Annotated in this window: 20 protein-coding genes; 8 read left to right on the top strand and 12 right to left on the bottom strand. The window is 68.9% G+C overall.

What is annotated here, in order from left to right; all coding sequences use genetic code 11:
* Positions 1-34 precede the first annotated feature (34 nt).
* From BW39_RS07670 to BW39_RS07650, 5 genes are all read right to left on the bottom strand, one after another.
* Positions 35-1,504, bottom strand: coding sequence for an efflux transporter outer membrane subunit (locus BW39_RS07670; protein ID WP_043820876.1), 1,470 nt, complete (start codon positions 1,502-1,504; stop codon positions 35-37).
* Positions 1,501-4,698, bottom strand: coding sequence for an efflux RND transporter permease subunit (locus BW39_RS07665; RefSeq protein ID WP_043820874.1), 3,198 nt, complete (start codon positions 4,696-4,698; stop codon positions 1,501-1,503). Before BW39_RS07665 ends, BW39_RS07670 begins: the two co-directional genes overlap by 4 nt.
* A gap of 18 nt (positions 4,699-4,716) precedes the next feature.
* Positions 4,717-6,078: an efflux RND transporter periplasmic adaptor subunit gene (locus BW39_RS07660; protein ID WP_043820872.1), complete on the bottom strand. Its 1,362-nt coding sequence runs from the start codon at positions 6,076-6,078 to the stop codon at positions 4,717-4,719.
* A 166-nt stretch (positions 6,079-6,244) separates the two neighbouring features.
* Positions 6,245-7,669 (bottom strand): MFS transporter, encoded by a 1,425-nt coding sequence (locus BW39_RS07655; protein ID WP_043820870.1) that lies wholly within the window; start codon positions 7,667-7,669, stop codon positions 6,245-6,247.
* Positions 7,666-8,901 carry a multidrug effflux MFS transporter gene (locus BW39_RS07650; RefSeq protein ID WP_013802722.1) on the bottom strand — a complete coding sequence of 412 codons (1,236 nt, stop codon included), beginning with the start codon at positions 8,899-8,901 and terminating at the stop codon, positions 7,666-7,668. Before BW39_RS07650 ends, BW39_RS07655 begins: the two co-directional genes overlap by 4 nt.
* Positions 8,902-9,133: 232 nt before the next feature.
* On the opposite strand from BW39_RS07650, the gene BW39_RS07645 reads away from it, so the two are divergent.
* Entirely contained in the window at positions 9,134-9,844 is a 711-nt protein-coding gene (locus BW39_RS07645; protein ID WP_043820868.1) for an Lcl C-terminal domain-containing protein, read from the top strand.
* Between the two features lie 3 nt (positions 9,845-9,847).
* Here the strand turns inward: BW39_RS07645 and BW39_RS07640 are convergent, their stop codons facing one another.
* From BW39_RS07640 to BW39_RS07620, 5 genes are all read right to left on the bottom strand, one after another.
* A complete protein-coding gene (locus BW39_RS07640; RefSeq protein ID WP_013802724.1) occupies positions 9,848-10,753 on the bottom strand; it encodes an SDR family oxidoreductase in 906 nt (301 codons plus the stop codon).
* Positions 10,754-10,781: 28 nt separating this feature from the next.
* Complete coding sequence (locus BW39_RS07635) at positions 10,782-11,798, bottom strand: NADP-dependent oxidoreductase (protein ID WP_013802725.1); 1,017 nt, start codon at positions 11,796-11,798, stop codon at positions 10,782-10,784.
* A gap of 98 nt (positions 11,799-11,896) precedes the next feature.
* Positions 11,897-12,319 carry a PaaI family thioesterase gene (locus BW39_RS07630; protein ID WP_016446794.1) on the bottom strand — a complete coding sequence of 141 codons (423 nt, stop codon included), beginning with the start codon at positions 12,317-12,319 and terminating at the stop codon, positions 11,897-11,899.
* Positions 12,320-12,437: 118 nt separating this feature from the next.
* A complete protein-coding gene (locus BW39_RS07625) occupies positions 12,438-13,229 on the bottom strand; it encodes an SDR family oxidoreductase (protein WP_012205198.1) in 792 nt (263 codons plus the stop codon).
* Positions 13,230-13,366: 137 nt separating this feature from the next.
* Complete coding sequence (locus BW39_RS07620; protein ID WP_043820867.1) at positions 13,367-14,086, bottom strand: methylated-DNA--[protein]-cysteine S-methyltransferase; 720 nt, start codon at positions 14,084-14,086, stop codon at positions 13,367-13,369.
* A 164-nt stretch (positions 14,087-14,250) separates the two neighbouring features.
* Here BW39_RS07620 and BW39_RS07615 point away from each other — a divergent pair, with 164 nt between their 5' ends.
* Together BW39_RS07615 and BW39_RS07610 are read left to right on the top strand one after the other, a co-directional pair.
* Entirely contained in the window at positions 14,251-14,565 is a 315-nt protein-coding gene (locus BW39_RS07615) for a hypothetical protein (RefSeq protein ID WP_013802728.1), read from the top strand.
* A gap of 176 nt (positions 14,566-14,741) precedes the next feature.
* The gene (locus BW39_RS07610) at positions 14,742-15,701 is read left to right on the top strand and encodes a class I SAM-dependent methyltransferase (RefSeq protein WP_043820865.1); all 960 of its coding nucleotides are present in this window, start codon (positions 14,742-14,744) and stop codon (positions 15,699-15,701) included.
* On the opposite strand, the gene eno is transcribed toward BW39_RS07610, so the two are convergent.
* Positions 15,656-16,981 carry a phosphopyruvate hydratase gene (eno, locus tag BW39_RS07605; RefSeq protein ID WP_043820863.1) on the bottom strand — a complete coding sequence of 442 codons (1,326 nt, stop codon included), beginning with the start codon at positions 16,979-16,981 and terminating at the stop codon, positions 15,656-15,658. The genes BW39_RS07610 and eno overlap by 46 nt on opposite strands.
* A 105-nt stretch (positions 16,982-17,086) precedes the next feature.
* Between eno and BW39_RS07600 the strand changes: the two genes are divergently transcribed.
* Positions 17,087-18,004, top strand: a complete 918-nt coding sequence (locus BW39_RS07600) for a LysR substrate-binding domain-containing protein (RefSeq protein ID WP_012205193.1) — start codon at positions 17,087-17,089, stop codon at positions 18,002-18,004.
* A gap of 10 nt (positions 18,005-18,014) precedes the next feature.
* Here BW39_RS07600 and BW39_RS07595 read toward each other — a convergent pair whose 3' ends face one another.
* Positions 18,015-19,181, bottom strand: coding sequence for a helix-turn-helix domain-containing protein (locus BW39_RS07595; RefSeq protein WP_235264162.1), 1,167 nt, complete (start codon positions 19,179-19,181; stop codon positions 18,015-18,017).
* 125 nt (positions 19,182-19,306) lie between these two features.
* On the opposite strand from BW39_RS07595, the gene BW39_RS07590 reads away from it, so the two are divergent.
* The 4 genes from BW39_RS07590 to BW39_RS07575 all read left to right on the top strand — a co-directional run bounded on the left by BW39_RS07590 (position 19,307) and on the right by BW39_RS07575 (position 26,778).
* The gene (locus BW39_RS07590; protein ID WP_043820859.1) at positions 19,307-21,517 is read left to right on the top strand and encodes a TonB-dependent receptor domain-containing protein; all 2,211 of its coding nucleotides are present in this window, start codon (positions 19,307-19,309) and stop codon (positions 21,515-21,517) included.
* A 582-nt stretch (positions 21,518-22,099) separates the two neighbouring features.
* Positions 22,100-24,223: a PQQ-dependent dehydrogenase, methanol/ethanol family gene (locus BW39_RS07585; RefSeq protein WP_043820856.1), complete on the top strand. Its 2,124-nt coding sequence runs from the start codon at positions 22,100-22,102 to the stop codon at positions 24,221-24,223.
* Positions 24,224-24,345: 122 nt separating this feature from the next.
* The gene (locus BW39_RS07580; RefSeq protein WP_043820855.1) at positions 24,346-25,227 is read left to right on the top strand and encodes a transporter; all 882 of its coding nucleotides are present in this window, start codon (positions 24,346-24,348) and stop codon (positions 25,225-25,227) included.
* Between the two features lie 42 nt (positions 25,228-25,269).
* Entirely contained in the window at positions 25,270-26,778 is a 1,509-nt protein-coding gene (locus tag BW39_RS07575; RefSeq protein WP_034392754.1) for an aldehyde dehydrogenase family protein, read from the top strand.
* Position 26,779: the final 1 nt, after the last annotated feature.

The raw sequence follows: 26,779 nt of genomic DNA, 5'->3' as shown, positions 1-26,779 counted from the left end.
TGTTCTGCGGGACCGCGCAATACACCGCCCGCGCTCAGGAATTCGCCGGTGCCGAGGCGGACGACGCCTGCACCTGCTCGCCGCCCAGCACCTTCCACAGCGTGACGCGGTTGAGCTGCTCGGACAGGCGCAGGCCGATCAGGGTCTGCTGGGCCGTGTAGAGGCTGCGCTGCGCATCCAGCACGGTCAGGTAGTTGTCCACGCCGGCCTTGAAGCGGGCCTCGGACAGGTCGAAGGCCTTTTGCGTGGCGGCGACCATGCTGGTCTGGGCGGCCAGGCGCTCGTCCCACTGCGCGCGGTCGGCCAGCACGTCGGCGGTTTCGCGGAAGGCCGTCTGCACGGCCTTCTCGTACTGGGCGATGGCGATGCGCTGGTTGGCCTCGGCCACCTGCACGCCCGCACGGTTGCGGCCACCGTCGAAGATGGGCAGGCGCACCAGGGGGATGAAGCTCCAGGTGCTGCTGCTGCCGCCAAAGAGGCCATCGAGCTCGCGGCTGCCCGATCCCACGCTGGCCGTGAGGCTGATGGTGGGGAACATGGCAGCGCGTGCGGCGCCGATGTTGGCCTCCATGGCGCGCAGGTTGTTCTCGGCGGCCTGGATGTCGGGGCGCACCAGCAGCACGCTGGAGGGCAGCGGTGCAGGCACGGGCTGCAGCGCGGCCGCGGGCCGGGCATCGGCGCGCAGCGTGGCGGCGCCGGGCAGCAGGGCCTCGGGCAGCGGGCCGCCCACCAGCAATTGCAGGGCGTTGCGGTCACGCTCCACCTGGGAGGTGAAGCTGGCCACGTCGCCGCGCGCCGTGTCCACCGTGGTCTGGTTCTGTGCCAGCACCAGGCCCGATGTGGAGCCAATCTCGTGCATGCGCCGTGTCAGCTCGTAGGCCTTCTCGCGGCTGGCCAGGGTGTCGCGCGCCAGTTGCAGGCGGGCCTGGTCGGCCGCCAGCGTGAGCCAGCCGTTGGCCACATCGGCCACCAGGCCGATCTGCACATTGCGCCGGTTCTGCTCGCTTTGCAGGAACTGCTGCAGCGCCGCCTCGCTGAGGTTGCGCACGCGGCCCCACAGGTCGATCTCATAGCTGGCAAAGCCCAGTTGGGCCGTGTACTGGGTGCTGACCGAGGCTGCCTGGGTGGCGCTGGTCATGCCGGCGGCCGTGCGCGCACGGCTGGCCTGGGCCTGAGCGGTGACGCTGGGCAGCAGGTCGGCGCGCGTGATGCCGTATTGGGCACGCGCGCGCTCAATGCTTTCCACGGCCACGCGCAGGTCGCGGTTGTTGGCCAGGGCCAGCGCAATGACCTCGCGCAGCTGCTGGGACTGCACCCAGCCCAGCGCGGCGGCAGCCTGCAGGCTGGCCTCGTCGGCCTGGGCCGGAGTTGCGGCCGTGCTGCCGACAGTGTCGGGCACGGGCATGTCGGGCGTGCGGTGCTGCGGCGCGAGGTTGCAGCCAGTCAGCAGCGCCGCCAGCGCCGCCGCTGCGGCCAGTGCGGAGACATTCGTTGGGCGCCTCATGCTGCGCTCTCCTTTGCGGTATGCGGTGAATCAGGTGATCCGGCAGTGGGCTGGGGCGCGTCGTCCTCGGTGCGCGAATGGCTCTTGAACCAGCTGCGGATCAGCAGGAAGAACACAGGCACCAGGAAGATGCCCAGCACCGTGGAGGCCAGCATGCCTCCGAGGACGGCCGTGCCGATGGCATTGCGCCCGCCCGCGCCGGCCCCCGTGCCGATGGCCAGCGGGATGACGCCGAAGCCGAAGGCCAGCGAGGTCATCAAGATGGGCCGCAGGCGCAGGCGCACGGCCGAGACCACGGCGTCGAAGATGCTCTTGCCCTGCTCCTGCAGCTGCACCGCAAATTCCACGATCAGGATGGCGTTCTTGGACGCCAGGCCCACCGTGGTCAGCAGGCCCACCTGGAAGTACACGTCGTTGGTCAGCCCGCGCGTGTAGGTGGCGGCCAGCGCGCCCACCACGCCCAGCGGCACGGCCAGCATCACCGACAGCGGCACGGTCCAGCTTTCGTACAGCGCCGCCAGGCACAGGAACACGAAGAGGATGGAGATGGCGTACAGCAGCGGCGCCTGGGCGCCGGACTGACGCTCCTGCAGCGAGGCGCCGGTCCACTCGTAGCCTATGCCGGCCGGCAGGGTGCGCAGGATGTCCTCCACGATCTGCATGGCCGTGCCCGAGCTGACGCCGGAGGCGGCGCGGCCTTCCATTTCGTAGGCCGGGTTGCCGTTGTAGCGCATGAGCTGGGGCGAGCCGTAGGCCCAGTAGCTGCTGGAGAACGAACTGAACGGCACCATCTCGCCCTTGGCGTTGCGCACCGTCCATTTGGCGATGTCCTGGGGCAGCATGCGGTGCGGCGCATCGCCCTGGATGTAGACGCGCTTGACGCGCTCGTTGTTCAGGAAGTCGTTGACATAGGTGCCGCCCATGGCGCTGGACAGCACGCTGTTGATGTCGGTGTACGACAGGCCGAGCGCGGCGGCCTTGCGGTCGTCGATGTCCAGGCGCAGCTCGCTGGCGTCTTCCAGGTTGGTCATGCGCAGATTGGTGAGCTCGGGGCGCTTGCGGGCCTCGGTCAGGAATTTCTCCTTGGCCTCCAGCAGCGCCTGGTGGCCCAGGCCGTTCATGTCCTTGATCATGAAGTTGAAGCCCGAGCTGGAGCCCAGGCCGCGCACGGCCGGCGGCAGCACGACCAGCACGCGCGCATCGCGGATGGCGGACAGGTCTTTGGTCGCGCGGTGCGCGATCTCGGAGGCCGACTGGCCGGGCAGCGGCCGCTCCTCCCAGGTCTTCAGCCGCACGAAGGCGCGTGCCGAGGCCTGGTCGCCGTTCAGGCCCGAGACCTGGTAGAAGCTCACCACGTCGGGCTGCTTGGCAAAGTAGTCGCGCACCTCGTCGAGCACACCCTGCAGCCGCGTATCGGCCGCGCCCGAAGGCAGGTTGATGTTGACGAAGACGAAGCCCTGGTCCTCGTCCGGCAGGAAGGAAGTGGGCAGGCGCGCCATCAGCAGCCAGACCACGCCGCAGACGGCCAGGAAGATCAGCATCATGCGCTTGGCGCGGCGCAGCGAGTAGGCCACCGTGCCCTGGTAGCGCGCAGCCGTGGCGTCGAAATGGTGGTTGAACCAGCGAAAGAACCTGTCATTCACCCCCAGGATGCCGCTGCGGATGGGGCGGTCATGCCCTGCCCCGCCCCCTGCGGGCGGCTTGAGCAGCGTGGCGCACAGCGCCGGCGTCAGCGTCAGCGCCACGAACACCGACAGCGCCATGGCCGCGACGATGGTGATGGAGAACTGCCGGTAGATCACGCCCGTGGAGCCGCCGAAGAAGGCCATGGGCACGAACACGGCCGACAGCGTCACGCCGATGCCCACCAGGGCCGGCGTGATCTCGCGCATGGACTGGCGCGTGGCCTGCTTGGGCGACATGCCCGTCTCGTGCATCACGCGCTCGACGTTCTCCACCACGACGATGGCATCGTCCACCAGCAGGCCGATGGCCAGCACCATGGCGAACATGGTCAGCGTATTGATCGAGTACCCGGCCAGCGACAGCACACCGAAGGTGCCCAGCAGCACCACGGGCACGGCGATGGCGGGGATCATCGTGGCGCGGAAGTTCTGCAGGAAGATGAACATCACGATGACCACGAGGATCATGGCCTCGCCCAGCGCGCTGACCACTTCCTTGATGGAGGCGCGCACGAAGGGCGTGGAGTCCGAGCTGACGAAGTAGTCGATCTCGTTGGGGAAGAACGGCTTGAGCTCGGCCAGCTTGGCGGCGATGGTGTCGGCCACCTGCATGGCATTGGCGCCATCGGCCAGCACGATGCCCATGCCCGCGCCGGGCAGGCCGTTGAGCTTGGCCTTGATGGTCAGGTTGTCGGCGCCCAGCTCCACGCGGGCCACGTCCTTCATGAGCACCACCGAGCCGTCCAGCGAGGACTTGAGCACGATATCTTCGAACTGCTCCACCGTCTTGAGCTTGGTGCGCGCCGTGATGGTGGCGTTGAGCTGCTGGTCGGAGACGGCGGGCAGCGCGCCCAGCTGGCCGGCCGAGACCTGGGCGTTCTGCGAGTTCAGCGCATTGACCAGGTCCGACGGCATCAGCGCGTACTTCTCCATCTTGGCCGGGTCCATCCAGATGCGCATCGCATAGTTGGTGCCGAAGACGTTGACATCGCCCACGCCGTCGAGGCGGCCGATCACATCGACCAGGTTGCTGGTCAGGTAGTCGCCGATATCGACCGCGGTCATGGCCGGGTCCTTGGAGAAGAAGCTGTAGGTGACCAGGAAGTCCTGGCCGCCCTTGTTCACGAACACACCCCGGCTCTTGACGGCATCGGGCAGGCGGTTCACGGCGGACTGCAGCTTGTTTTGCACCTGCACCTGGGCCACGTCGATGTTGGTGCCCGGCGCAAAGGTCAGCGTGGTGCGCGCGCGGCCCGAGGCGTCGGACGTGGAGCTCATGTAGAGCATGTTGTCGATGCCCTTGAGCTGCTGCTCGATGATCTGGGTCACCGAGTTCTCGACCGTCTCGGCCGAGGCGCCCGTGTACTGCGCGCCGATGGTCACGCGCGGCGGCGCGATGTCGGGGTATTGCTCCAGCGGCAGCGTGAAGATGGACAGCGCGCCGCCCAGCATGATGACGATGGCGATGACCCACGCGAAGATGGGCCGGTTGATGAAGAACTGAGCCATGTGACGGGTTCCTGCGGCTTAGCCGGCGGCCGGAGCAGGAGCCGCTGCCGGTGCAGGAGCTGGAGCAGGCGCCTTCTCCGCAGCGCCAGGTGCTGCCGGCCCGTCGGCCGGCTTGCCCTTGCGGGCCTGGGCCTTGGCGCGCAGGTCCACCTCCACGGCGCGCACCTTGTCGCCGGGCTTGATGCGCTGGAAGCCATCGACCACCACGCGTTCGCCGGCCGACAGGCCGTCCTGCAGCAGCCACATGTTGCCCACGGCACGGTCGATGTTCACGGGCCGGCGCTCGATCACGTCGTCAGCCTTGGCCACCAGCACGCTGGCCTTGCCGGTCAGATCGCGCGTCACCGACTGCTGGGGCACCAGCAGCGCCTCGGGCGCCAGGCCCGTGGGCAGCAGCGCCTGCACATACATGCCCGGCATGAGAACGCCCTGCGGGTTGGGCACCACGGCGCGCAGCGTCACGCTGCCCGTGGTGGCATTGACGATCACGCCGGCAAACTGCAGCTTGCCCTGGTGGCTGTAGTCCGTGCCATCGTCCAGGCGGATGCGCACGGCCACCTTGTCGCCCTCCACCTTCTGGAAGCGCCCGGCATCCCAGTCGCGCTTGAGCTGCAGCAGCTCGCTGGTGGACTGGGTGAAGTCCACATACATGGGGTCCAGCTGCACGATGGAGGTCAGCGCCTCGGTCTGGTTGGCCGTCACCAGCGCGCCCGGCGTCACGGTGGACAGGCTGATGCGCCCGCTGATGGGCGCCTCGATGCGGCTGTACTTGAGGTTGATGCGCGCGGTCTCCAGATTGGCCTTGGCCACGGCCACGTCAGAGCGCGACTGGGCTGCGGCGGCCTGGCTTTCCTCGAAGGCCTGCTGGCTGATGGCATCGATCTTGACCAGCTCGGCATTGCGCCGCGCTGTGGCCTCCAGCGTGCGGGCGCTGGCCTCGGACTTGGCCACGGCCGCCTGGGCGCTGGCCTCGGTGGCGCGCAGCGAGGCCGCGTCGATCTGGTAGAGCTGCTGGCCCTGGCGCACCAGGGCGCCCTCGGTGAACAAGCGCTTTTGCACGATGCCCGATACCTGGGGCCGCACTTCGGCGGTCAGCGAGGCGCGCGTGCGGCCCGGCAGCGTGGCGTCCAGCTGCTGGCTTTGCTTTTGCAGCGTGACCACGCCCACCTCGGTCGCGGCCTTGGCCGTGGCGGCAGGTGCGGCATCCTTCTTGGAGCAGGCCGCAAGGCTTGCGGCCAGCGCCAGTGCGCACAGCACGGCGGTGCCGATGCGCCGGCCGCCGGCCGGCGAGGCGGAAGCTTGTACGTGCCCTGCGCCGGGCTGGGAATCGGAAGGCGCAGCAAGGCGCGGGCTCGGCGAAAAGGGCACGTCAGAAATCATGGGAGCAGCGAAGTCGTTGGGGGCATCGCACGATTGTGCAGTGCCCATATTTCTTGTTTGTAAAGCGGATGGCATGCCACCGAAATCTCCTGGCAAGTCCATCCAGGATGATGCATGTGTCGGAGCGCGCCGACACATGCAAGTTCAATGCCATTTACGGGCCTGTTCAGTGCTTAGGCACAGGCGCCGTGCGCACGCGCAGCAGGCTGAACACGCCCGCCATGGCCGCAAAGCAGCCCGCTACGGCCAGGGCCACGATTTCGGCATGGCCGCCATGCCCGCCCGCGAAGGTGAAGATGGTGGCCAGCACCACGGCGCCCAGGGTCTGCCCCGTGAGCCGCGCCGAACTCAGCATGCCGCCGGCCGCGCCGCTGCGCGCCAGGGGCGCCGTGGTCACGATGGTGTGGTTGTTGGGCGACTGGTACAGCGCAAAGCCGCTGCCCGCCAGCAGCATGCGCCAGACCATGTCCACGGTCGAAGGCGCATCGGGCATGGCCGCCAGCGCCCACAGCCCGCAGGCGAACATGGCCATGCCGATGCCGCCCAGCAGCCCGTCCGCATAGCGGCCGATGAGCCGGCCCGCGATGGGCGCCGTCAGCACCGTGGCCAGCGGCCAGGCCGTGATCAGCAGCCCGGCCTCGATGGGCGACATGCCGTGCGACTCCAGCAGCAGGAACGGCAGCGCCAGGTAGGCCAGCATCTGCGCGCAAAAGGCGCTGACCGATCCGCACATGGACAGCGCAAACACCGGAATGCGCAGCAGGTCCACCGGCAGCAGCGGCGCGGGCAGGCGCCACTGGCGGCGCACATACCAGGCGCCCACCAGCAGGCCCGCGCCCAGCAGCCACCAGCCCGAAGGCAGGGAAGAATCGGCACCGCCGGCGCGCACGCCCAGCTGCTCGCCGCCCAGGAAGATCAGGCTGAACATGAGGATGTTGAGCAGCACATCCAGCGGCGACAGCCGCGCCCCTGCATGGCCGGCCACGGCATTGGCCGGCAGCGCGCGGCGCCCCAGCCACAGCGTGAACAGGCCCAGCGGCAGATTGGCCGCAAACAGCCAGGGCCAGCTGGCCACTGACAGAATCGCCGCCGCCACCGAGGGCCCGGCCATGGATGCCGTCGCCACCACCAGCGAATTCACGGCCATGCCCCGGCCCAGCAGTGCACGCGGATAGATCAGCCGCACCAGGGCGGCGTTGACGCTCATCACACCCGCAGCGCCCAGGCCCTGCAGCGCCCGCGCCGCCACCAGCGTGGGCAGCGACGTGGCCAGCATGGCCGCCAGCGAGGCCAGGGAGAACACCAGCATGCCCACCAGGTACACACGGCGGTAGCCCAGGCGTTCGCCCAGGGCCGCCAGCGGCAGCAGCAGCACCAGGCTGGCAAGCTGGTAGGAATTGACCACCCACAGCGTATGGGCCGAGCTGGCCTGCAGCTCGCGCGCCATGGCAGGCAGTGCCAGATTGACCAGGGTGCTGTCCAGCACCGACAGCGTCAGCCCCAGGATGATGACCAGCATCGCCTGGCCGCGAGGGCCTGACGGAAGTCCATCGTGGACAGGCGCAGCCTCTGCCGCGGGTGCCAGGCTCATGAATGGTCCTTTGCGCCCACGCGATGGGCACGCGCACCGCCCAGCGTGATCCAGGCCAGCGCCACACCGATCAGTGCGCCCGTGGCCATGCCCACCACCATGGGCAGGGGCTTGCCCGTGGAGAACAGGCCCACGATCTGCATGGCCGCAGCGCCCGACAGCATCTGCAGCGTGCCCAGCAGCGCCGAGGCCGTGCCGGCAATGGCGCCGTGCTCCTCCAGCGCCAGCACCGAGGTCGTCGGAATCACCAGCCCCATCAGCGCGCTGGCCACGAAGTACAGGCCGATCAGCACGGCCAGCCGCTCACCGCCCAGCAGGTAGTACGAAAGCAGCGACAGCATCACCAGGCCCGAGCCGGTGGCCGCCACCTTGACCACGCGCACCAGGCCGAAACGCTGGCCCAGCCAGCCCGTGAACTGCGCCGCGCCGATGAAGGCGATGGCGTTCAGCCCGAAGGCCAGGCTGTACTGGGTGGAGCTCAGTCCGTAGTAGTTGATCAGCACAAAGGGGGAGCCAGCCAGGTAGACGAAAAAGCCCGCCATGGCGCAGCCGCCGATGAAGACCAGGCCCAGGTAATGCCAGTCGCGCAGCAGCACGCCGTAGGCGCGCAGTGCGCCGGCCACGCTGCTGTCCAGCCGCGCGGCGGCCCCGCGCGTTTCCTTCAGGCCCATGAACACGGCCACCAGGCCGATCACGGCCGCCACGGCCACGGCCCAGAACACGCCGCGCCAGCTGCTCACGGCAATCACGCCGCTGCCGGCCAGCGGCGCCAGGATGGGAGAGACGCTGAACACCAGCATCAGCAGCGACATCATGCGGGCCGCCGCGTGGCCGGTGTGCAGGTCGCGCACCACGGCGCGCGGCACGGCCATTCCGGCGGCCGCGCCCAGGCCCTGGATGAAGCGCAGCACCACCAGCGTCTCGATGCTGGTGGCCATGGCGCAGCCCACGCTGGCCAGCGCGAACACGGTCAGGCCGAAGTAAAGCGGCGGCTTGCGCCCCACCATGTCCGAGACCGGCCCGTACAGCAGCTGGCCCACGCCCAGCGAGAGGAAGAAGGCAGTCAGGCTGGCCTGCACCGCGCCCACCTGGGCGCCCAGGCTGCTGCCGATCTGGGGCAGCGCGGGCAGGTACATGTCGATGGCAAACGGACCGATGGCCGAGAGCAGACCCAGGATCAGCACCAGGCGCAGTGTGTGGGAATCAGGGGAAGCGGGAGAAGAGGAAGGCATAGACGCAGACATAGACGCGCCATTGTGGCGGCAAGCGCGCGGGGCTGCAGGAGGCTGCTCACATTTCCTGGGCATGCAGCCCCGCGCACCTGGCGGTGGCGGCTTGCCGTGGCACAAATTCAGAAGCCCGCAATCCTGTTACGCTCTGATACGAGATTGCCACCCAAGAGGCCAACCCACCTTTTCATCGCTGCAACTGCCATCGCCATCGCCATCGCCACTGCAACACACCATGCGCCCATCCCTGCCTTCCCTTCCACCGGCCCTGAATGCATTGCCAGGGCCCCTGCTCGCCGCCCTGCTGCTGGGTGTCTGCACGCTGGGTTCTGCCCAGGCAGCGCAGCGAGAGACACAGCAGGAGGCACAGCGCGGCCCCAGGCCCGGCGCCGCTCCTGTGCTGGAAGTATCCGAAGACGGTCGCGACGTGATCGACCGGCGCGCCCGCCTGCTGTGGCCGCGCTGCGTGGAAGGCATGCAGTGGAATGGCAAGACCTGCACGGGCCTGCCGGAGCTGTTCACGCACAAGCAGGCGCAGGCCCTGGCCGCCGAACGGGCCAAGCAGGACGGCGTGCGCTGGCGCCTGCCGCGCGTCAACGAGATGCGCCGGCTGATCTCGCGCGATATACGGCCGCAAGGCCTGTCGCCCGAGCTGTTTCCGGGCGCGCCGCGCGGCTGGCACTGGACGGGCACGGCAGCCGTGAACGCGCGGCCCGTCAATCCCTACAACTACAGCAACATCTCGGGCAGCGCCGGTACGCAGCTGTCGGCCCAGCAGGCCTGGGCGATTGACCTCGACAGCCTGGAGACGCGGCCCGACATGGGGCGCGGCAACCAGCTCATGGTGCGGCTGGTGCGGCCCCTGCCCTCCGCGCCGCCCGATGAAAAGGCCGAGGCTCCCGCCAGGCCGGCCCCCCACAGGCCGGACCCGGACGAGGAGGACTGACGCTCAGGCCGCGCGCAGCGAGGCCTTCAAGCTGGCGCCCAGTTCGGGCTTGTGCGCGAACGGATCGGTGGGATTGCGCCCCTGCACCACATCTTCCATGCGGGTCTGGACCGAGCCCAGGGCCTGCGGATGGCTGTAGATGTAGAACTGGTTGGCCGCAATGGCGTCGAAGACCTTCTGCGCCACATCGGGGGCCGTGACCTTGCCCGAGCCCACGGCCTTCTCGCTCATGGCCTGGCCGATCTTCTGGCTGGCCGTCAGCGGCTGGGCGGCCAGATGGCTGGGCCGGTTGCGCTCGCTGTGGCTGATGCCCGTGGGAACGAAGAAGGGGCACAGCACGCTGGCGCTGATCTGGTCGGAGACCAGGGCCAGGTCCTGGTAGAGCGTCTCGGTCAGGCTCACCACGGCATGCTTGCTGACGTTGTAGATGCCCATATTGGGCGGCGCCAGCAGGCCGGCCATGCTGGCCGTGTTGACGATGTGGCCCTCGAAGGACGGGTCGGCCTTGGCCGCCTCCAGCATCATGGGCGTGAACAGCCGCACGCCGTGGATCACGCCCCAGAGGTTGACGCCCAGCACCCACTGCCAATCTTCCAGCGTGTTCTCCCAGACCAGCCCGCCCGCACCCACGCCTGCGTTGTTGAACACGAAGTGCGGCGCGCCGAACTGCTGGCGCACCTCATCGGCCAGGGCCTGCATCTGGGCTGCGTCGGACACATCCACGCGGCGCGCCAGCACGCGCACGCCCTGCCCTTCGAACTCGGCGGCGGCCCTGTCCAGCGCTTCCTGCTGCACATCGACCAGCACCAGGTTCATGCCCAGCTTCGCGCCGATGCGCGCGCACTCCAGGCCGAAGCCCGAGCCTGCGCCCGTCAGCACCGCCGTCTTGCCCTTGAAGTTCTTGATCATTCCCTTGTCTCCTGGTTTTTGTGGTGGTTCAGATCAATTTGACGAGTTGCTTTCCAAAGTTCTTGCCCTTGAGCAAGCCCAGGAAGGCCGAGGGCGCGGAGGCAATGCCTTCGGCAATGCTCTCGCGCGGGCGCAGCTTGCCGGTGCCCACCAGGCGGCCCAGTTCCTGCAGCGCCTCGGGCCAGACTTCCATGTGCTCGCTGACGATGAAGCCTTCGATGCGGATGCGGTTGATCAGGATGAGCGCGGGATTGGTCATGGGCAGCGGCGTGCCGTCGTAGCCGGCGATCATTCCGCACAGCGCGATGCGCGCAAAGGCGTTGGTGCGCAGCAGCACGGCGTCGAGGATGTAGCCGCCCACGTTCTCGAAGTAGCCGTCGATGCCCTGCGGGCAGGCATCCTTGAGCGCCTTGGCCATGGTCTTGGTGTCGGGGTGCTCGCGGTAGTCGATGCAGGCGTCGAAGCCCAGCTCCTCGGTGGCGTAGCGGCACTTCTCGGGGCCGCCCGCAATGCCCACCACGCGGCAGCCGCGTGCCTTGGCCAGGGCCGCGAAGGCGCTGCCCACGGCGCCCGTGGCGGCGCTGACCACCACGGTCTCACCGGCCTTGGGGGCGATGATCTTCACCAGGCCGTACCAGGCCGTCACGCCGGGCATGCCCACGGCGCCCAGGTAGTGCGACAGCGGCACGTGGGTGGTGTCCACCTTGCGCAGCATGCCGGGAGCATCGCCATCGACCACGCTGTATTCCTGCCAGCCACCCATGCCCACGACCTTGTCGCCAACGGCAAACTTGGGATGACGGCTTTCCACCACCTCGCCCACGGTGCCGCCGATCATCACCTCGCCCAGCGGCTGTGGCTGGGCGTAGCTCTTGCTGTCATTCATGCGGCCGCGCATGTAGGGGTCCAGGCTCAGGTAGTGGTGGCGCACCAGCACCTGGCCTTCGGCCAGCGCCGGGGTCTCGGTCTTGGCGAGGCGGAAATTGCTTTCCACGGCTTCGCCCTCGGGGCGGTTGTCGAGCAGGATCTGCTGGTTCACGGGCATGGGAAAACCTCCGGTGGCATCACAAACAATGGAACCAGTTCCCGGTGCTGCCGGGGCTGGCGTGTGGCATTGGGTATCTGGCAGATTCGCCGTGCGGATCAGTCCGTGGCGAGGGTTGTCTCGGCGGCGGCCGGCTTGGCCACGCGCGGCATGTACTTGAACGTTCCGGTCGCATGGCTGCACAGCCGGCCCGAGGCATCGAACACGCGCGCCTCGGTATAGGCCATGGAACGCGTGCGGTGCAGCACCACGCCCTTGGCCACCAGGGGGCCGCGCGCGGGCTGCATGAAGCTGGTCTTCATCTCGATGGTCACGCAGCCCATGTCGCGCTGCAGGCTGCGTGCTGCCACGGCCATGGTCACGTCCAGCAGGGTCATGGTGGCGCCGCCGTGGGTCACGTCAAAGGTGTTCAGGTGCTCGGGACGCGCCTCGAAGCGCAGTTCGGACTCCCCGTCCTCCATGCGGTGCAGGGTGAAACCCAGGTGGTCGACGAAGGGGATGGGGTGGCCAAAATCCAGCACGAAATTCTCCAGTTCAGATCGCAATGCAGGCGAGCATAAGGGCGCCCGAAGGCACCATGGCGCGCGGCGGCCCGATCTGCGGGAAAAACTGTCACCTCGGCAGCAGCGCCGCTGCGGCTCAACCGCCCACCAGGGCGCTGACGCCGCCGTCCACGGCCACCCACTGGCCCGTGATGTGCTTGCCCGCGTCGCTGGCGTACAGCAGGGTCAGGCCCTTGAGGTCCTCGTCGTCGCCCAGGCGGCGCAGCGGGGCGTGGGATTTCATTTCATCCTCGCCCAGGGTCTCGATCAGCACGCTGGCCATCTTGGTCTTGAAAAAGCCCGGGCAGATGGCGTTGACGTTGATGCCGTGCACGCCCCACTCGCCGGCCAGCGCGCGCGTGAAGTTGATGACCGCGCCCTTGGAGGTGTTGTAGGCAATGGTCTTCATGCCCAGCGGGTTGCCGCCCAGCCCTGCGATGGAGGCCAGGTTGATGATGCGCCCGGTCTTGCGCGGGATCATGCTGCGCCGCGCGATCTGCTGGCTCAGCAGGAAGTAGCCGCGCACGTTGAGATTCATCACCTTGTCCCAGGCGGCCACCGGGTGCTCCTCGGCCGGCGCGCCCCAGCTGGCGCCTGCGTTGTTGATGAGGATGTCCACCTGGCCCAGGCGCTCCAGGGTCTCGGCGGCCAGGCGCTCGATGTCGGCCTCGTTGGCGCAGTCGGCGGCGATCCAGCGGGCGTCGATGCCTGCGGCCTGCAGCTCGGCAGCGGCTTCCTCCAGGTCGGCGGCCTTGCGCGAACTCAGCATGATCCTGGCGCCCGCCTCGCCCAGCGCATGGGCCATCTGCAGGCCCAGGCCGCGCGAGCCGCCGGTCACCAGGGCCGTCTTGCCGGTGAGGTCGAAAAGTTGCTGCACATTGCGAGTCATTCGTCTGTCTCCTGCGCCGGGTCTTGTGTTCCGGTCATGGTTGGAATGGAGGGCGGCCATCCCCAAGCGGAACAGCCTGCAGCGGCGATTGTGCAAGCCGCCCCGCCGTGCCGCATGTCACATGCGTGTCCGGCCCGTCAATCCCCGAACAGCGAGCGCGTGCCGCCCCAGGCCGCACCCTCGATCTCCAGCATGCGCAGCTTGGTCAGCGCGCCGCCGCCGCCCGAAAAACCGCCCGGCTGGGCGCCGGCAGCCAGCACGCGGTGGCAGGGAATCACGGGCGCAAAAGGGTTGAGGCCCAGCGCCTGTCCCACGGCGCGCGACAGGCCCACCTCGCCCAACTCGCGCGCGATCTCGCCATAGGTGCGCGTATGGCCGGGCGCAATGGCGCGCGTCAGGTCATAGACGCGGCGGTGAAAGTCCGACACGCCGTGCCAGTCCAGCGCCAGCCCGGCCAGATCCGGCAGTGCCTCGCCTGCGGGCAGCATGCGCCGTGATCGCAGATCGGGCAGCACCGGGCCGTCACGCAACTGCCGCGCGCTGGGCGCGGAAGGCTCCACAGTCCATTCGCCATGGCCCGCCATGAGCACCTGCACGCCGGCGATGGCCTGTGCCACGCTGGCCGGCAGGTCCTCGGCCCGCGCCGCTGCGGCGTAGCTGCCCGGTCTGCGCAATTGCACGCCGCGCAGCATGCGCGTGCGCGTGGCGGCCGGGCCGTCCACCTCAGGCAACTGAAAGGCCACCAGGCCGCAGGCGCCCCAGGCCACGCCGCAGGGCCCCACGCGCGTGGCAAACAGCGCGTGGCCCGTGGCTTCGGGGTCCCAGGCCGGGCTGCCCATGGTCGATTCGTTCGTCATGGCGATGGTTTTCTCCTTGCAGGCGATTGTGGCCGCATGGCTGCAGCCGCTGCCCGGTAGCGACCCCACCGGGATAACACTGTAAAAAAACACCGGAAAAATACTGGATGTGCAGCCAGTTAATACTGTATATTTCGCCAGTCATCATCCTCATCTCGTGAACCATGGACATGCAAGAAGCCGCCTTCACCGTCACCTTGTGTGACTACCCCAACCTGCCCGAGCAGGAACGCAACAAGGCCGAGGCACGCTATGCCCGCGTGCTCGAACGCCAGCTCGGCAGCGCCGAGCAGGTCAGTGAAACCCTGTACCTGGTAGAGGGCCTGGAAGACACGCCCCCTGAAGAAATCAGCGACGACGCCAAGCTCGCCTTCGCCCGCTGGATGAAGGCTGCGCGCGCCGCCACCGAGGCCGGCATGCAGGGCCTGGGCGACGGCGAATGCAGTTTCTTCGAGGTGCGGCGCGGCTGGCGGCATTGAGCCTGCCCACAGCACCGCTGAATGGGGCCTGAAACCAGGTTTGCCCGGGTTTGCCTGGGCAAGGCCCCAAACTGCATACACTGGCAGACCTTTTCGTCGACCCCTGCCTGGAACCATACGGTCCCATACGGTTCCACCAGGCACACCCGGCGCCCCTGCCAGATCCAGCCTCTCCCATGCAAGCCCTGCTCGACGCCATCGCCCGGATGGCCCTGCCCTCCGACGCCCAACGCATCTTCCACGGCCGTGGCGGCCTGTACCCGGGCTGCGAGCATCTGGTGCTCGACGCCTTCCCGCCCGTGCTGGTGCTCACCAGCTTCCAGCCGCTGGACGATGACGCCCTGGCCGCCATCGGCACAGCGCTGTCACTGCGCTGGAGCGAACTGGCACCGGACCAGCCCCTGAACTGGGTCTACCAGCTGCGCCAGCCCGCCGCGCCCGCCGAAACGCGGCTCATGGCCGGCGAGGTGCCCGACCCCCACATCGTCACCGAGGCCGGCACGCGCTACCGCGTGCAGGTGCTGCGCGGCCAGAACCACGGCCTGTTCCTGGACATGGCCGAAGGCCGGCGCTGGGTGCACGCGCATGTCGCCAACCATCCCGAGCACCGCCACGGCATCAAGGTGCTCAACCTGTTCGCCTATACCTGCGCCTTTTCGGTGGTGGCCCTGCAGGCCGGGGCGCGCCATGTGATGAACATGGACATGGCCCAGGGCGCGCTGGCCACGGGCCAGCAGAACCACCGGCTCAACGATCTGTCGGGCGCCAGCTTCCTGGCCCACGACATCTTCAGCAGCTGGGGCAAGATCACGCGCGGCGGGCCCTACCACCTGATCGTGGTGGACCCGCCCAGCTACCAGAAGGGCAGCTTCGTCGCCACCAAGGACTATGCCCGCCTGATGCGCCGCCTGCCCGACCTGCTGCGCCCCGGCGGCCATGTGCTGCTGTGCCTGAACGCGCCCGAGATGGGCACGCAGTTCCTGACATCGCAGATGCAGGAAGTGGCGCCCGAGCTGGAATTCGTCGAGCGCCTGGCCAATCCGGCCACCTTCGCCGACATCGACGCCGAGCGCAGTCTCAAGGTGCTGGTCTACAGGGCACCCGCAACATCCGCAGCGGCCGACACGGCTTCCTGACCCGCCCGGCCCTTGAGCGCACGGCGCCCCGCATAGACGGCGGCCGAGCCCAGTTCGCGCTCGATGCGCAGCAGCCGGTTGTACTTGGCCGTGCGATCGGCGCGCGACAGCGAGCCGGTCTTGATCATGGCGCACTGGGCCGCCACGGCCAGGTCGGCAATGCTGGTGTCCTCGGTCTCGCCCGAGCGGTGCGACATCACCACGCCGTAGCCGGCGCCATGCGCCAGGCGCAGCACGTCCCAGGTCTCGGTCAGCGTGCCGATCTGGTTGATCTTGACCAGGATGGCGTTGCCCACGCCCCGGGCAATGCCGCCCTCGAACAGGCCGGGGTTCGTGCAGAACACATCGTCGCCCACCAGCTGGCAGCGTCCGCCCAGGCGCCGGCCCAGGGCCTGCCAGCCCTCGATATCGTCCTCGGCCATGCCGTCCTCGATGGAGACGATGGGGTAGTGCTCCACCAGTTGCGCCAGGTAGTCCACCTGCTGCTGGCGGCTGCGCACCAGGCCCTCGCCCGCGTAGCGGTAGCCGTCCTCGCCATGGAATTCGCTGGCCGCAGGGTCCAGCGCCAGGGCGATGTCCCTGCCGGGGCGCAGGCCGGCCCGCTCGATGGCGGCCATCAGGTGGTCCAGCGCCTCGGGCGCGCTGCGCAGGGCGGGCGCAAAGCCGCCCTCGTCGCCCACGTTGACGCTGTGGCCTGTGGCCTTGAGCGCATGGCGCAGCGTGTGAAAGACCTCGGCGCCCATGCGCAGCGCTTCACCGAAGCTGTCCGCCCCCACCGGCAGCAGCATGAACTCCTGGAAGTCCAGCGGATTGTCGGCATGGGCGCCGCCGTTGATGACATTGATCATGGGCACGGGCAGCACGCGCGCCTGGGCGCCGCCCATGTGCCGCCACAGCGGCATGCGCTGGCTGGCCGCCGCCGCGCGGGCCACGGCCAGCGACACGCCCAGCAGCGCGTTAGCGCCCAGCCGGCTTTTGCCGGGCGTGCCGTCCAGCGCCATCATGGCCGTGTCGATGCGGCCCTGGGCGTCGGCCCGCATGCCGCGCAGCAGATCGCGCAGCTCGGTGTTGACGGCCTGCACCGCCCCCAGCACGCCCTTGCCCAGGTGGCGCGAGGCATCGCCGTCGCGCCGCTCCAGCGCCTCATGCCGCCCCGTGGAAGCGCCCGAGGGCACCAGGGCCAGGCCGCGCGCGCCGTCCTCCAGTTCGACCTCAACCTCCACGGTGGGGTGGCCCCGGCTGTCCAGCGCCTCATGGGCCGCGATATCGGTGATCTGCATGGAAACTCCTTTTCGTCAATAAATTGAACTGTGCAAAGGAGTTGGCAAGCCCGCACAACTCCAATGAACAGGCCTCCATGCTAGAAATCACGGCGATGCGGGACAATGCAGTTTTTCTGCCCATGCGTCAGCTTTTCTGACGAATTGATTGCCATGAGACAACTGCCACCGCTGGCCGCCCTGCGCGCCTTCGAGGCCATTGCCCGTACCGGCTCGGTGACCCGCGCGGCCGAGGAACTGTGCCGCAGCCACGGTGCCATCAGCCGCCACCTGCGCCTGCTGCAGGAGCACGCGGGCGCGGCGCTGTTCGAGAAAGAAGGCACGGGCCTGCGCCTGACCGAGGCCGGCGCCGCCTTCCATGCCTCGGTGCGCACGGCCTTCGACCAGCTGGAGGCCGCCTATGCCCAGCTGGCGCGCGACGCCCAGGCACCGGGGCTGCATGTGGCCTGCAGCGCCACCTTTGCCATGCGCTGGCTGGTGCCGCAGCTGGCGGTGTTCTACCGCAGCCACCCGCATATCCGCATCCGCCTGTCCATGACCTCGGCACGCGAGATGCGCCACGAGGGCGCCGACCTGATCATTGCCTGGGACCTGTCCACCTACGCCGAGGCCGACCGCCGCCGCGCCATCGAACTGGCGCCCGTGCACTTCGGCGCCGTCTGCACGCCGGCCTATGCCCGGCGCCGGCCCGCCAATCGCGCGCGCATTGCACATGAGTACACGGCCAGCGCCTGGAACCAGTGGGAAGCCCTCACGGGCCAGCCCGTGGCCCTGGGCGAGACGCTGGCGTTCCCGCACACCCACCTGTGCATAGAGGCGGCACTGTCGGGCCTGGGCGTTGCCCTGGTGGAGCAGCGGCTGATCGCACGCGAGCTCAAGGAGGGGCTGCTGGTGGCGCCCCATGGCTTCGTACCCTTCGAGGGCGGCCTGCGCGCCGTGCCAGCTGCAGGGCGTGCGCTGCCGGCACAGGCGGGGGTCTTCATCGAATGGATGCGCGGCGCGCTGGCCGCCGTGCCGGCATAGGCCAGACGGCCTAGGCCCTGCCCCATTCGCGCAGGCGCCGGTACAGCAGCCCGCGCGAGACGCCCAGCATGCGGGCAGCCTGCGAGATATTGCCCTGGCAGCGGGCCAGGGCCTGCTCGATCAGCTCGCGGCTGGCCTCGCCCAGGGAGGACGGTGCCTCGGACGGCGCCTCGGCGGGCGGTGGCAGGGCCTCGATGGCCGGCAGCACCTCCTCGACCTGGGAAGATGCCTCATCCAGCCTCGCCTCCATCCACAGCGTCAGCCCCGTGGGCAGCATCTGCGGGCGCGCCTGGCCGTGGTGGGCCAGCTCCAGCAACTGGTTCAGGCCCAGGCCGAAGACCTCTTCGGCCGCAAGCCCTTCGGCGGGCCTGCGCGGGCAGTCGAACAACTGGGCACCCACGCCGTTGAACCAGCGCACCATGCCGTCGCCATCCACGGCGGCCAGCCCTTCCAGCGGCGTGCCGAACATGCTGCGGCTGGACTGGAAGCGCAGCAGCAGGTGCATGCGGGCAGCGCCCACCAGCAGCCGGTTCTCGATGCAGGTGGCGTACATGTGGGCCATGGCGCCCGCATCGAAGCGAAAGGGGCCCGCCTCGCTGCTCAGGTCCAGCATGGCCACGGTGCGCCCGCTGGCGTCGCGCACGGGCGCGGCCGCGCAGTGCAGCGAGGCCAGGCAGCGAAAGAAATGCTCGCCGCCACGCACATGGCAGACCTCGCCCGTGCGCACGGCCACGCCGGGTGCGCCCGTGCCCACGGCATCCTCGGCGATGTTCACGCCCACGCGTGCGGCCGTCAGCAGCAGCGGGCCGTCGCCCGGCGTGGGGCGCGAGGCCATCAGCACCACGCCCTCGCTGCAGGTCAGCATGGCGCGCGCCTGGCTGCCCGCGATCACGGTCTCGAGTTCGGCGATGGGGTCGCGCGCCGCCTCGATCAGCGCGCGGTTGTGGGTCAGCAAGGTGGCCGTGCGGATCTTGCTGACCGGGTCGAAGCTGATCTTCTCGTCGGGGCTGCGGCTGGCGCCCAGGCAGCGCGTCCAGGACTGCAGCACGGGCTCGGACACCAGGCCCGAGGGGCGCTCGCCACGCTCGAAATAGCGCTCGCGCGCCAGCGCCACCCGGTCCTGGCGCGTGGCATAGAAGGGGTTGGAGGGCAGTGGGGCGGGAGGCGGCTGTTGCATGACGGACATCAAAACTGCCGCGATTGTTGTTCCGCCACGGCACAGGACAGCACTAGGGAAATCACCCGTGTTGGAACAGGTTCCCGGGCTCGGTAACCTCGGGCATCGCCACAGGCCCGCCCGCAATGACACGCTCCCCACACAGCACAAGACACACCCGGCCCGCCCTGTCCACCCTGGGCGCCGCACTGGCCTGTACGCTGCACGCCCTGCCCGCCCACGCGGCAAACGCAGCGCAGGACTCCAGCGAGGCCCTGCTCGCCCCCGTGGTCATCACGGCCAGCCAGCCCGGTGCCGGCCCCGACCTGTGGCGTGCCACGGCCGCCATCGACAGCGTGGAAGGCGCCGTGCTGCGAGACGGGCAGATGCAGATCAACCTGTCCGAGAGCCTGGCGCGCGTGCCGGGCCTGGTGGTGCTGAACCGCCAGAACTTCGCCCAGGACCTGCAGATCTCGGTGCGCGGCTTCGGTGCGCGCTCCACCTTTGGCGTGCGCGGGCTGCGCCTGTACGTGGACGGCATTCCGGCAGGCGCGCCCGACGGCCAGGGCCAGGCCGCCAACTTCACGCTGGGCAACGCCGCGCGCCTGGACGTGGTGCGCGGCCCGGCCGCCGTGCTCTACGGCAACAGCGCAGGCGGTGCGCTGCTGCTCTACACCGAAGATGGCGAGGAACCGGGCCTGTGGCGCAGCGGCATGGCCGTGGGGCCGGACGGTCTGTGGCGCCTGTCCACCCAGCTGCGCGGCACGATCGGGGGCGGAAAGCCGGACCAGGCGGATGGCGGCTCCGCCCCATGGCGCTATGCCATCCACATCGAGCGCTTCGCCACCGACGGCATGCGCCCCCAGTCGGCCGCCGACCGCAGCACGGCCCACATGAAGCTGTCACGCAAGCAGGGCGACGACCAGTGGCTGCTGCAGTACCAGGAGCAGCGCGCCAGCGCCCAGGACCCGCTGGGCCTGACACGCGCCGAGTTCGAGGCCGACCCCGGCCAGACCACGGCCAGCGCGCTGCGTTTCAACACGCGCAAAAGCGTGCGCCAGCGCCAGCTGGGCGCCGCCTGGCAGCACCAGTTCGGCGCGGGCCAGCGCCTGGAACTCATGGCCTATGCGGGTACGCGCTCCGTGCTGCAGTACCAGTCCATTCCCGTGGCGACGCAGGCGCCGCCCTCGCATTCAGGCGGCGTGATCGACCTGGACCGCGACTACGCAGGCATGAACCTGCGCTGGCGCAGCACCCATGAGGATGTGGCCGGCGGCCGGCTGGACTGGTCGGCGGGCCTGGCCTACGACTGGCAGGGCGAGACCCGGCGCGGCTACGAGAACTTCATCGGCAGCCAGCTCGGCGTGCAGGGCCGGCTGCGCCGCGACGAACGCAACCAGGCGCGCTCCGCCGACCCCTACCTGCAGGCCGAGTGGAGCACGCAGAGCCTGGCCCTGAGCGCCGGCCTGCGCCAGGCGCGCGTGCGCTACCGCTCCGAGGACCACTACATCGCAGCCGGCAATGGCGACGACAGCGGCAGCATGGCCTGGCGCGGCTGGCTGCCCTCGCTGGGCCTGCGCGTGAACCTGCTGCCGGACCTGGTGGCGCACGCATCGGTGGGCCGGGGCATGGAAACGCCCACGCTCAACGAAGTGGCCTACCGGCCCGGTGGCCAAAATGGCATGAACAGCGGCCTGAACACCGGCCTGGCCGCCAGCGCCCACAACACCGTTGAGGTCGGCCTGCGCGGGCGCCACGGCAACGCGGGCTGGAACCTCACGCTGTTCGAGACCCATACCCAGCGCGAACTCACCGTGCTGTCCAACACGGGCGGGCGCGCCACCTACCAGAACGCAGGCCGCACGCTGCGCCGGGGGCTGGAATTCTCGGGCAATGCCCAATGGGGGCCGCTCACGGCCAGCACCGCCCTGACCCTGCTGCAGGCCCGCTACCGCGACAGCTTCCTGACCTGCGAGGCCACGCCCTGCACCACGCCCACCGCCCCGGTGGATGCCGGCGCGCGCCTGGCCGGCACCGCGCCGCGCCGCCTGTGGAGCGAGCTGGCCTGGCAGCTGTCGCCGCAATGGACCTGGACCGTGGACATGCTGCACAGCGGCCCCGTGGCCGTGAACGACCGCAACACCGACCGCGCGGCCGGCTACACCGTCTGGGGCTCCAGCCTGCGCTGGTCACGGCAATGGCAGCAGTGGAGCGCCCAGACCTTTGTGCGCCTGGACAACCTGTTCGAACGGCGCTTTGCAGGGTCGGTCATCGTCAACGAGGGCAACCAGCGGTACTTCGAGCCGGGTGCGGGACGCGGGCTGTCGGCCGGGGTGACGGTCAGCCGGACGTTCTAGGTTTTCATGTATGGGTCGTTGATTTGCTGATTTATTGAGCCTTCGGGCGATTTTTTGATTCCGCTGCGCGGCGGCTTTCAGAGGCCGGCCGCGCCCGGTATTGGATGTTCCGGCCCTGCCCCTCTGACTGCGCCTGCGTTGAACGGGATGCGGGGTGGCAGCCCTGCCGAAGGACAGGGCTGCTTCGTCATCTGACTCGCCGTGATGTTTGAGTGAAGCGCGCAGCGCGTAACGAGTTTCACGGCGCACCCGGCATCCCGTTCAACGCAGGTTGCCCCGCAGCGCAGCGAAGGGGTCGCGGGCAGTGGGGTCGCCTTTTCTTGGCCTACGTTCTTTTGGCGAAGCAAAAGAAGGTAGGTCGGCTGCCGGGCCGAGACCCGGCCTCGAAAAACAACCACCCGGCAGGGTCAAAAAACCAGCCCACGAAAAACCGACACAAACCTGTTCCATCGCGGTACAGATCCGCCCCCGGGTAAATCCGAATGTTGTGACCCGAGGTCGCTTTTTTTATCGTCTCCCACATGGTGCCCTTGCCCCCAGCGCCATGCACGCAAAAACAAACCACACAGGAGACGAGACAACATGAAGACCCACGTGCTTTCCTCCACGCTGCTGGCCGCCGGCCTGGTGCTGGCCCTGCCGGGCGCCGCGCTGGCGCAGGCAGGCCTGCCAAGCAAAGGCTCGCCCGAGCACATACGCGCCGTCACCTCGCGCATCGACTCGCAGAGCATCCGCGACAACGCACGCAGCTCCAAGGACTGGCCCAGCTACGGCATGGACTACAGCGAGACGCGCTTTTCCAAACTCAGGCAGCTGGACACGGCCAATGTGAAGCGGCTGGGCCTGGTCTGGTCGTATGACCTGGAATCCACGCGCGGCGTGGAGTCCACGCCCGTGGTGGTCGATGGAATCATGTACGTCACGGCCAGCTGGAGCGTGGTGCATGCGGTGGACGTGCGCACCGGCAAGCGCCTGTGGAGCTACGACCCCGGCGTGGACCGTGCCAACGGCTTCAAGGGCTGCTGCGACGTGGTCAACCGGGGCGTGGCGGTCTACAAGGGCAGGGTGTATGTGGGCGCCTTCGATGGCCGCCTGGTGGCGCTGGACGCGGCCACGGGCCAGAAGGTCTGGGAGCAGGACACCATCATCGACCGCGCCTACTCGTACACCATCACGGGCGCGCCGCGCGTCATCAAGGGCAAGGTGCTGATCGGAAACGGCGGCGCCGAGTACGGCGTGCGCGGCTATGTCACGGCCTATGACGCCGAGACCGGCGCGCAGCAGTGGCGCTGGTTCACCGTGCCCGGCGATCCGTCCAAGCCGTTCGAGAACGAGGCCATGGCCCGCGCCGCCAAGACCTGGGACCCGGCCGGCAAGTGGTGGGAGGCCGGTGGCGGCGGCACGGCCTGGGACACCATGGCCTATGACCCCGAGCTCAACCTCATGTACATCGGCACGGGCAACGGCTCGCCCTGGGCGCAAGCCAAGCGCAGCCCGGCCGGTGGCGACAACCTGTACCTGGCCAGCATCGTGGCGCTGAACCCCGATACGGGCGAGTACGTCTGGCACTACCAGGAAACACCGGGCGACAGCTGGGACTTCACCTCCACCCAGCCCATGGTGCTGGCCGACATCAAGGTGGGCGGCAAGCCGCGCAAGGTCATCCTGCATGCGCCCAAGAACGGCTTCTTCTTCGTGATCGACCGCACCAACGGCCAGTTCATCTCGGCCAAGAACTTCGTCGATGTGAACTGGGCCAGCGGCTACGACGCCAAGGGCCGGCCCATCGAGACGCCGATTGCGCGCAGCGGCGACCGCGCGCGCGACGTGATCCCCAGCCCCTTCGGCGCGCACAACTGGCACTCCATGTCCTACAGCCCCGACACGGGCCTGGCCTACCTGCCGGCCCAGCATGTGCCGCTGACCCTGCAGGACAACAAGAACTGGAAGTTCAACGGTGGCTCCCTGCCCGAGCCGCACAGCAACATCGGCTGGAATACGGCCACGCTGGTCAACATGGAGCCGCCCAAGAGCACGCCCTTCGGCCGCCTGATTGCCTGGGACCCGGTGGCGCAAAAGGAGCGCTGGCGCGTGGAGCATGCCTCGCCCTGGAACGGCGGCACGCTGGCCACGGCGGGCAACCTGGTGTTCCAGGGCACGGCCGACGGCCGCTTCGTGGCCTATGACGCGCGCAACGGCAAGAAGCTCTGGGAAAAGCCCACAGGCACGGGCGTGGTGGCCGCACCCATCACCTATGAGGTCGATGGCCGGCAGTACGTCTCCATCGCCGTGGGCTGGGGCGGCGTCTACGGCCTGGCCGCGCGCCACACCGAGCGCAAGGGCCCGGGCACGGTCTACACCTTCGCGCTGGACGGCAAGGCCGAGGCGCCTGCCTTCGTCGCCTACCAGCAGGGCAAGCTGCTGCAGGGCGTGCCCTACGACAAGAGCCTGGTGGCCGAAGGCACGGCCCTGTATGTCAGCAACTGCGCCTTCTGCCACGGCGTGCCCGGCGTGGACCGGGGCGGCAACCTGCCCAACCTGGGATACCTGGACCCGGCCTATATCGAGCACCTGGACAAGTTCATCTTCAAGGGCCCGGCCATGTCGCGCGGCATGCCGGACTTCACGGGCAAGCTGAGCATGGAAGACGTGGAAAAGATCAAGGCCTTCATCCAGGGCACGGCCGACGCGGTGCGGCCCAAGTAAGCGGCTCCCGCCCCGCTTTCTCTCTCTCCCCCACAACCCTCACAGGCACCTCCCCGGCCCTGCTGCCCTGCAGCAGGCCAGGGACGGCCTTTGCCTGAAAAACCCCCGACAGGAATCCCACCATGCGATCCATCCCCCGTCAACGCGCATCCCTGGCCCTGGCGGCCATGGCCGCCTGCGCCAGCTTCCACGCCCAGGCCGTCGACATCGACGCAGGCGACTACACCGCCCTGCCTCCGGGCACCACACTGGGCATGGTCTATTACCAGCACGCCACGCGCGACAGCCTCTATGCCAATGGCGAGCAGGCGCCGATACGGCCGAAGCTGACCTCGGACATCGGCATTGCGCGCGGCGTGCACTTCATGAAGCTGGGCGACTATGTGATCGACCCGCAGTTCCTGCTGCCCTTCGGGCGCCTGTCGGCCTCGCGCGATATCGCGGCCATGGGCAGCAATACCGGCGTGGGCGACCTGATGCTGGCCGCCACCCTGTGGCTGACCAAGCCCGGCGACAAGGAGCACTTCGGCATCACCCCCTTTGTCTGGCTGCCCACGGGCCAGTACAGCCGCAACGACCCGCTGAGCCTGGGCGAGAACCGCTGGAAGGCGGCCCTGCAGGCCGGCTGGATCAAGCCGCTGGGCAAGAGCGTGACCATGGACCTGGCGGCCGATGTCACCGTCTTCGGCAAGAACGACGACTTCGGCGCCCACAGCGCCACGCTCAAGCAAAAGGCGCAGTTCCAGTTCCAGGGCCTGCTGCGCTACCACCTGTCGGACACCTCGGACCTGCGCCTGGGCCTGTCGCACCTGACGGGCGGCGAGACACAGGTCAACGGCGTGGCGCAAAGCGACCGCCAGTCCACCACCAAGGTCTCATTCGGCGGCGCGGTCTTTGTCGCGCCCAAGACGCAGTTGCTGGCCACCGTGGGCCGCGATCTGCATGTGCGCCAGGGCTTCAAGGAGAACGCCCGCATCAACCTGCGCCTGCTGCAGGTTTTCTGAATCCACACCCCCTGTCCCCTGTCCACCACCAAGGAGCACACCATGAACCTCAGCGACATCCAGCACCAGATCACCGAGCGCGCCAGCGCCTTCCTCAACCGGGGTACGCACGACCTCTTCATCGACGGCCAATGGGTGGCGGCCCAGACCGGCCAGCGCCTGTCCACCGTCAACCCGGCCACCGAGGCCGTGATCGCCGAAGTCGCCAGCGCCGGCCCGGCCGACGTGGACCTGGCCGTGCGCGCCGCGCACCGCGCGCTGCACCTGGGCCCCTGGGGCCGCATGCGCCCCGTGGAGCGCGAGCGCCTGATGCTGCGCCTGGCCGACCTCATGGAGACCCATGCCCAGGCCCTGGCCGAGGTCGAATCGCTGGACAACGGCAAGTCCGCCGCCATTGCGCGCGCCGTGGACATCGCCATGGCCATCGACTCCATCCGCTACATGGCCGGCTGGGCCACCAAGATCGAAGGCATGACGCACGAGCACTCCGTGCCCTTCGCGCCCGAGGCCCAGATGTTCACCTACACCCGGCGCGAGCCCGTGGGCGTGGTCGCCGCCGTCGTGCCCTGGAACTTCCCCCTGCTCATGGCCACCTGGAAGCTGGCGCCCGCGCTGGCCGCCGGCTGCACCCTGGTGCTCAAGCCCGCCGAGCAGACGCCGCTGACCGCGCTGATGCTGGCCGAGCTGATCCAGGAAGCGGGTTTTCCGCCCGGCGTGTTCAACGTGGTCACGGGCGACGGCCCCGGCACGGGTGCGCCCCTGGTCTCGCACCCGCTGGTCAACAAGGTCAGCTTCACGGGCTCTACCGAGGTGGGCAAGCTCATCGGCCATGCCTGCATGGACAACATGACGCGCATCACGCTGGAGCTGGGCGGCAAGTCCCCCGTCATCGTGCTGGACGACTGCGACCCGGCCACGGCTGCGGCGGGTGCAGCCAATGCCATCTTCTTCAACCACGGCCAGGTCTGCTGCGCGGGCTCGCGCCTGTACGTGCACAAGAGCATGTTCGACCGCGTGGTGGCCGACGTGGCCGACCAGGCCGCCCAGCTCACCCTGGGCCATGGCCTGGACCCCAGCGCGCAGATGGGCCCGCTGGTCTCGCAGGAGCAGATGGAGCGCGTCTGCAGCTACATCGACATAGGCCGCAGCCAGGGTGCCGAAGTGGTGACGGGCGGCGCCCGCGCAGGCCAGCGCGGCTACTTCGTGCAGCCCACGGTGATGACCGGCGTGCAGCACGACCACCGCGTGGCCCGCGAGGAAATCTTCGGCCCCGTGCTCGTGGCCATGCCCTATGACGACCTCGACGAAGTCGCCGCCTGGGCCAACGACACGCCCTACGGCCTGGGGGCCAGCATCTGGTCCAACAACCTGTCCAAGGTCCACCGGCTGATCCCCAAGATCCAGTCCGGCACGGTCTGGGTCAACTGCCACAGCACCCTGGACCCGGGCATGCCCTTCGGCGGCTACAAGCAGTCCGGCATGGGCCGCGACATGGGCCGCACCGCGCTGGATGCCTATCTGGAGACCAAGTCGGTGTTCATCAATCTGTGAG

This window comes from Delftia sp. RIT313 (assembly GCF_000632165.1).
GTDB classification, from domain to species: Bacteria; Pseudomonadota; Gammaproteobacteria; order Burkholderiales; family Burkholderiaceae_C; genus Comamonas; species Comamonas acidovorans.
This window is presented reverse-complemented; position numbering and strand designations above follow the sequence as displayed.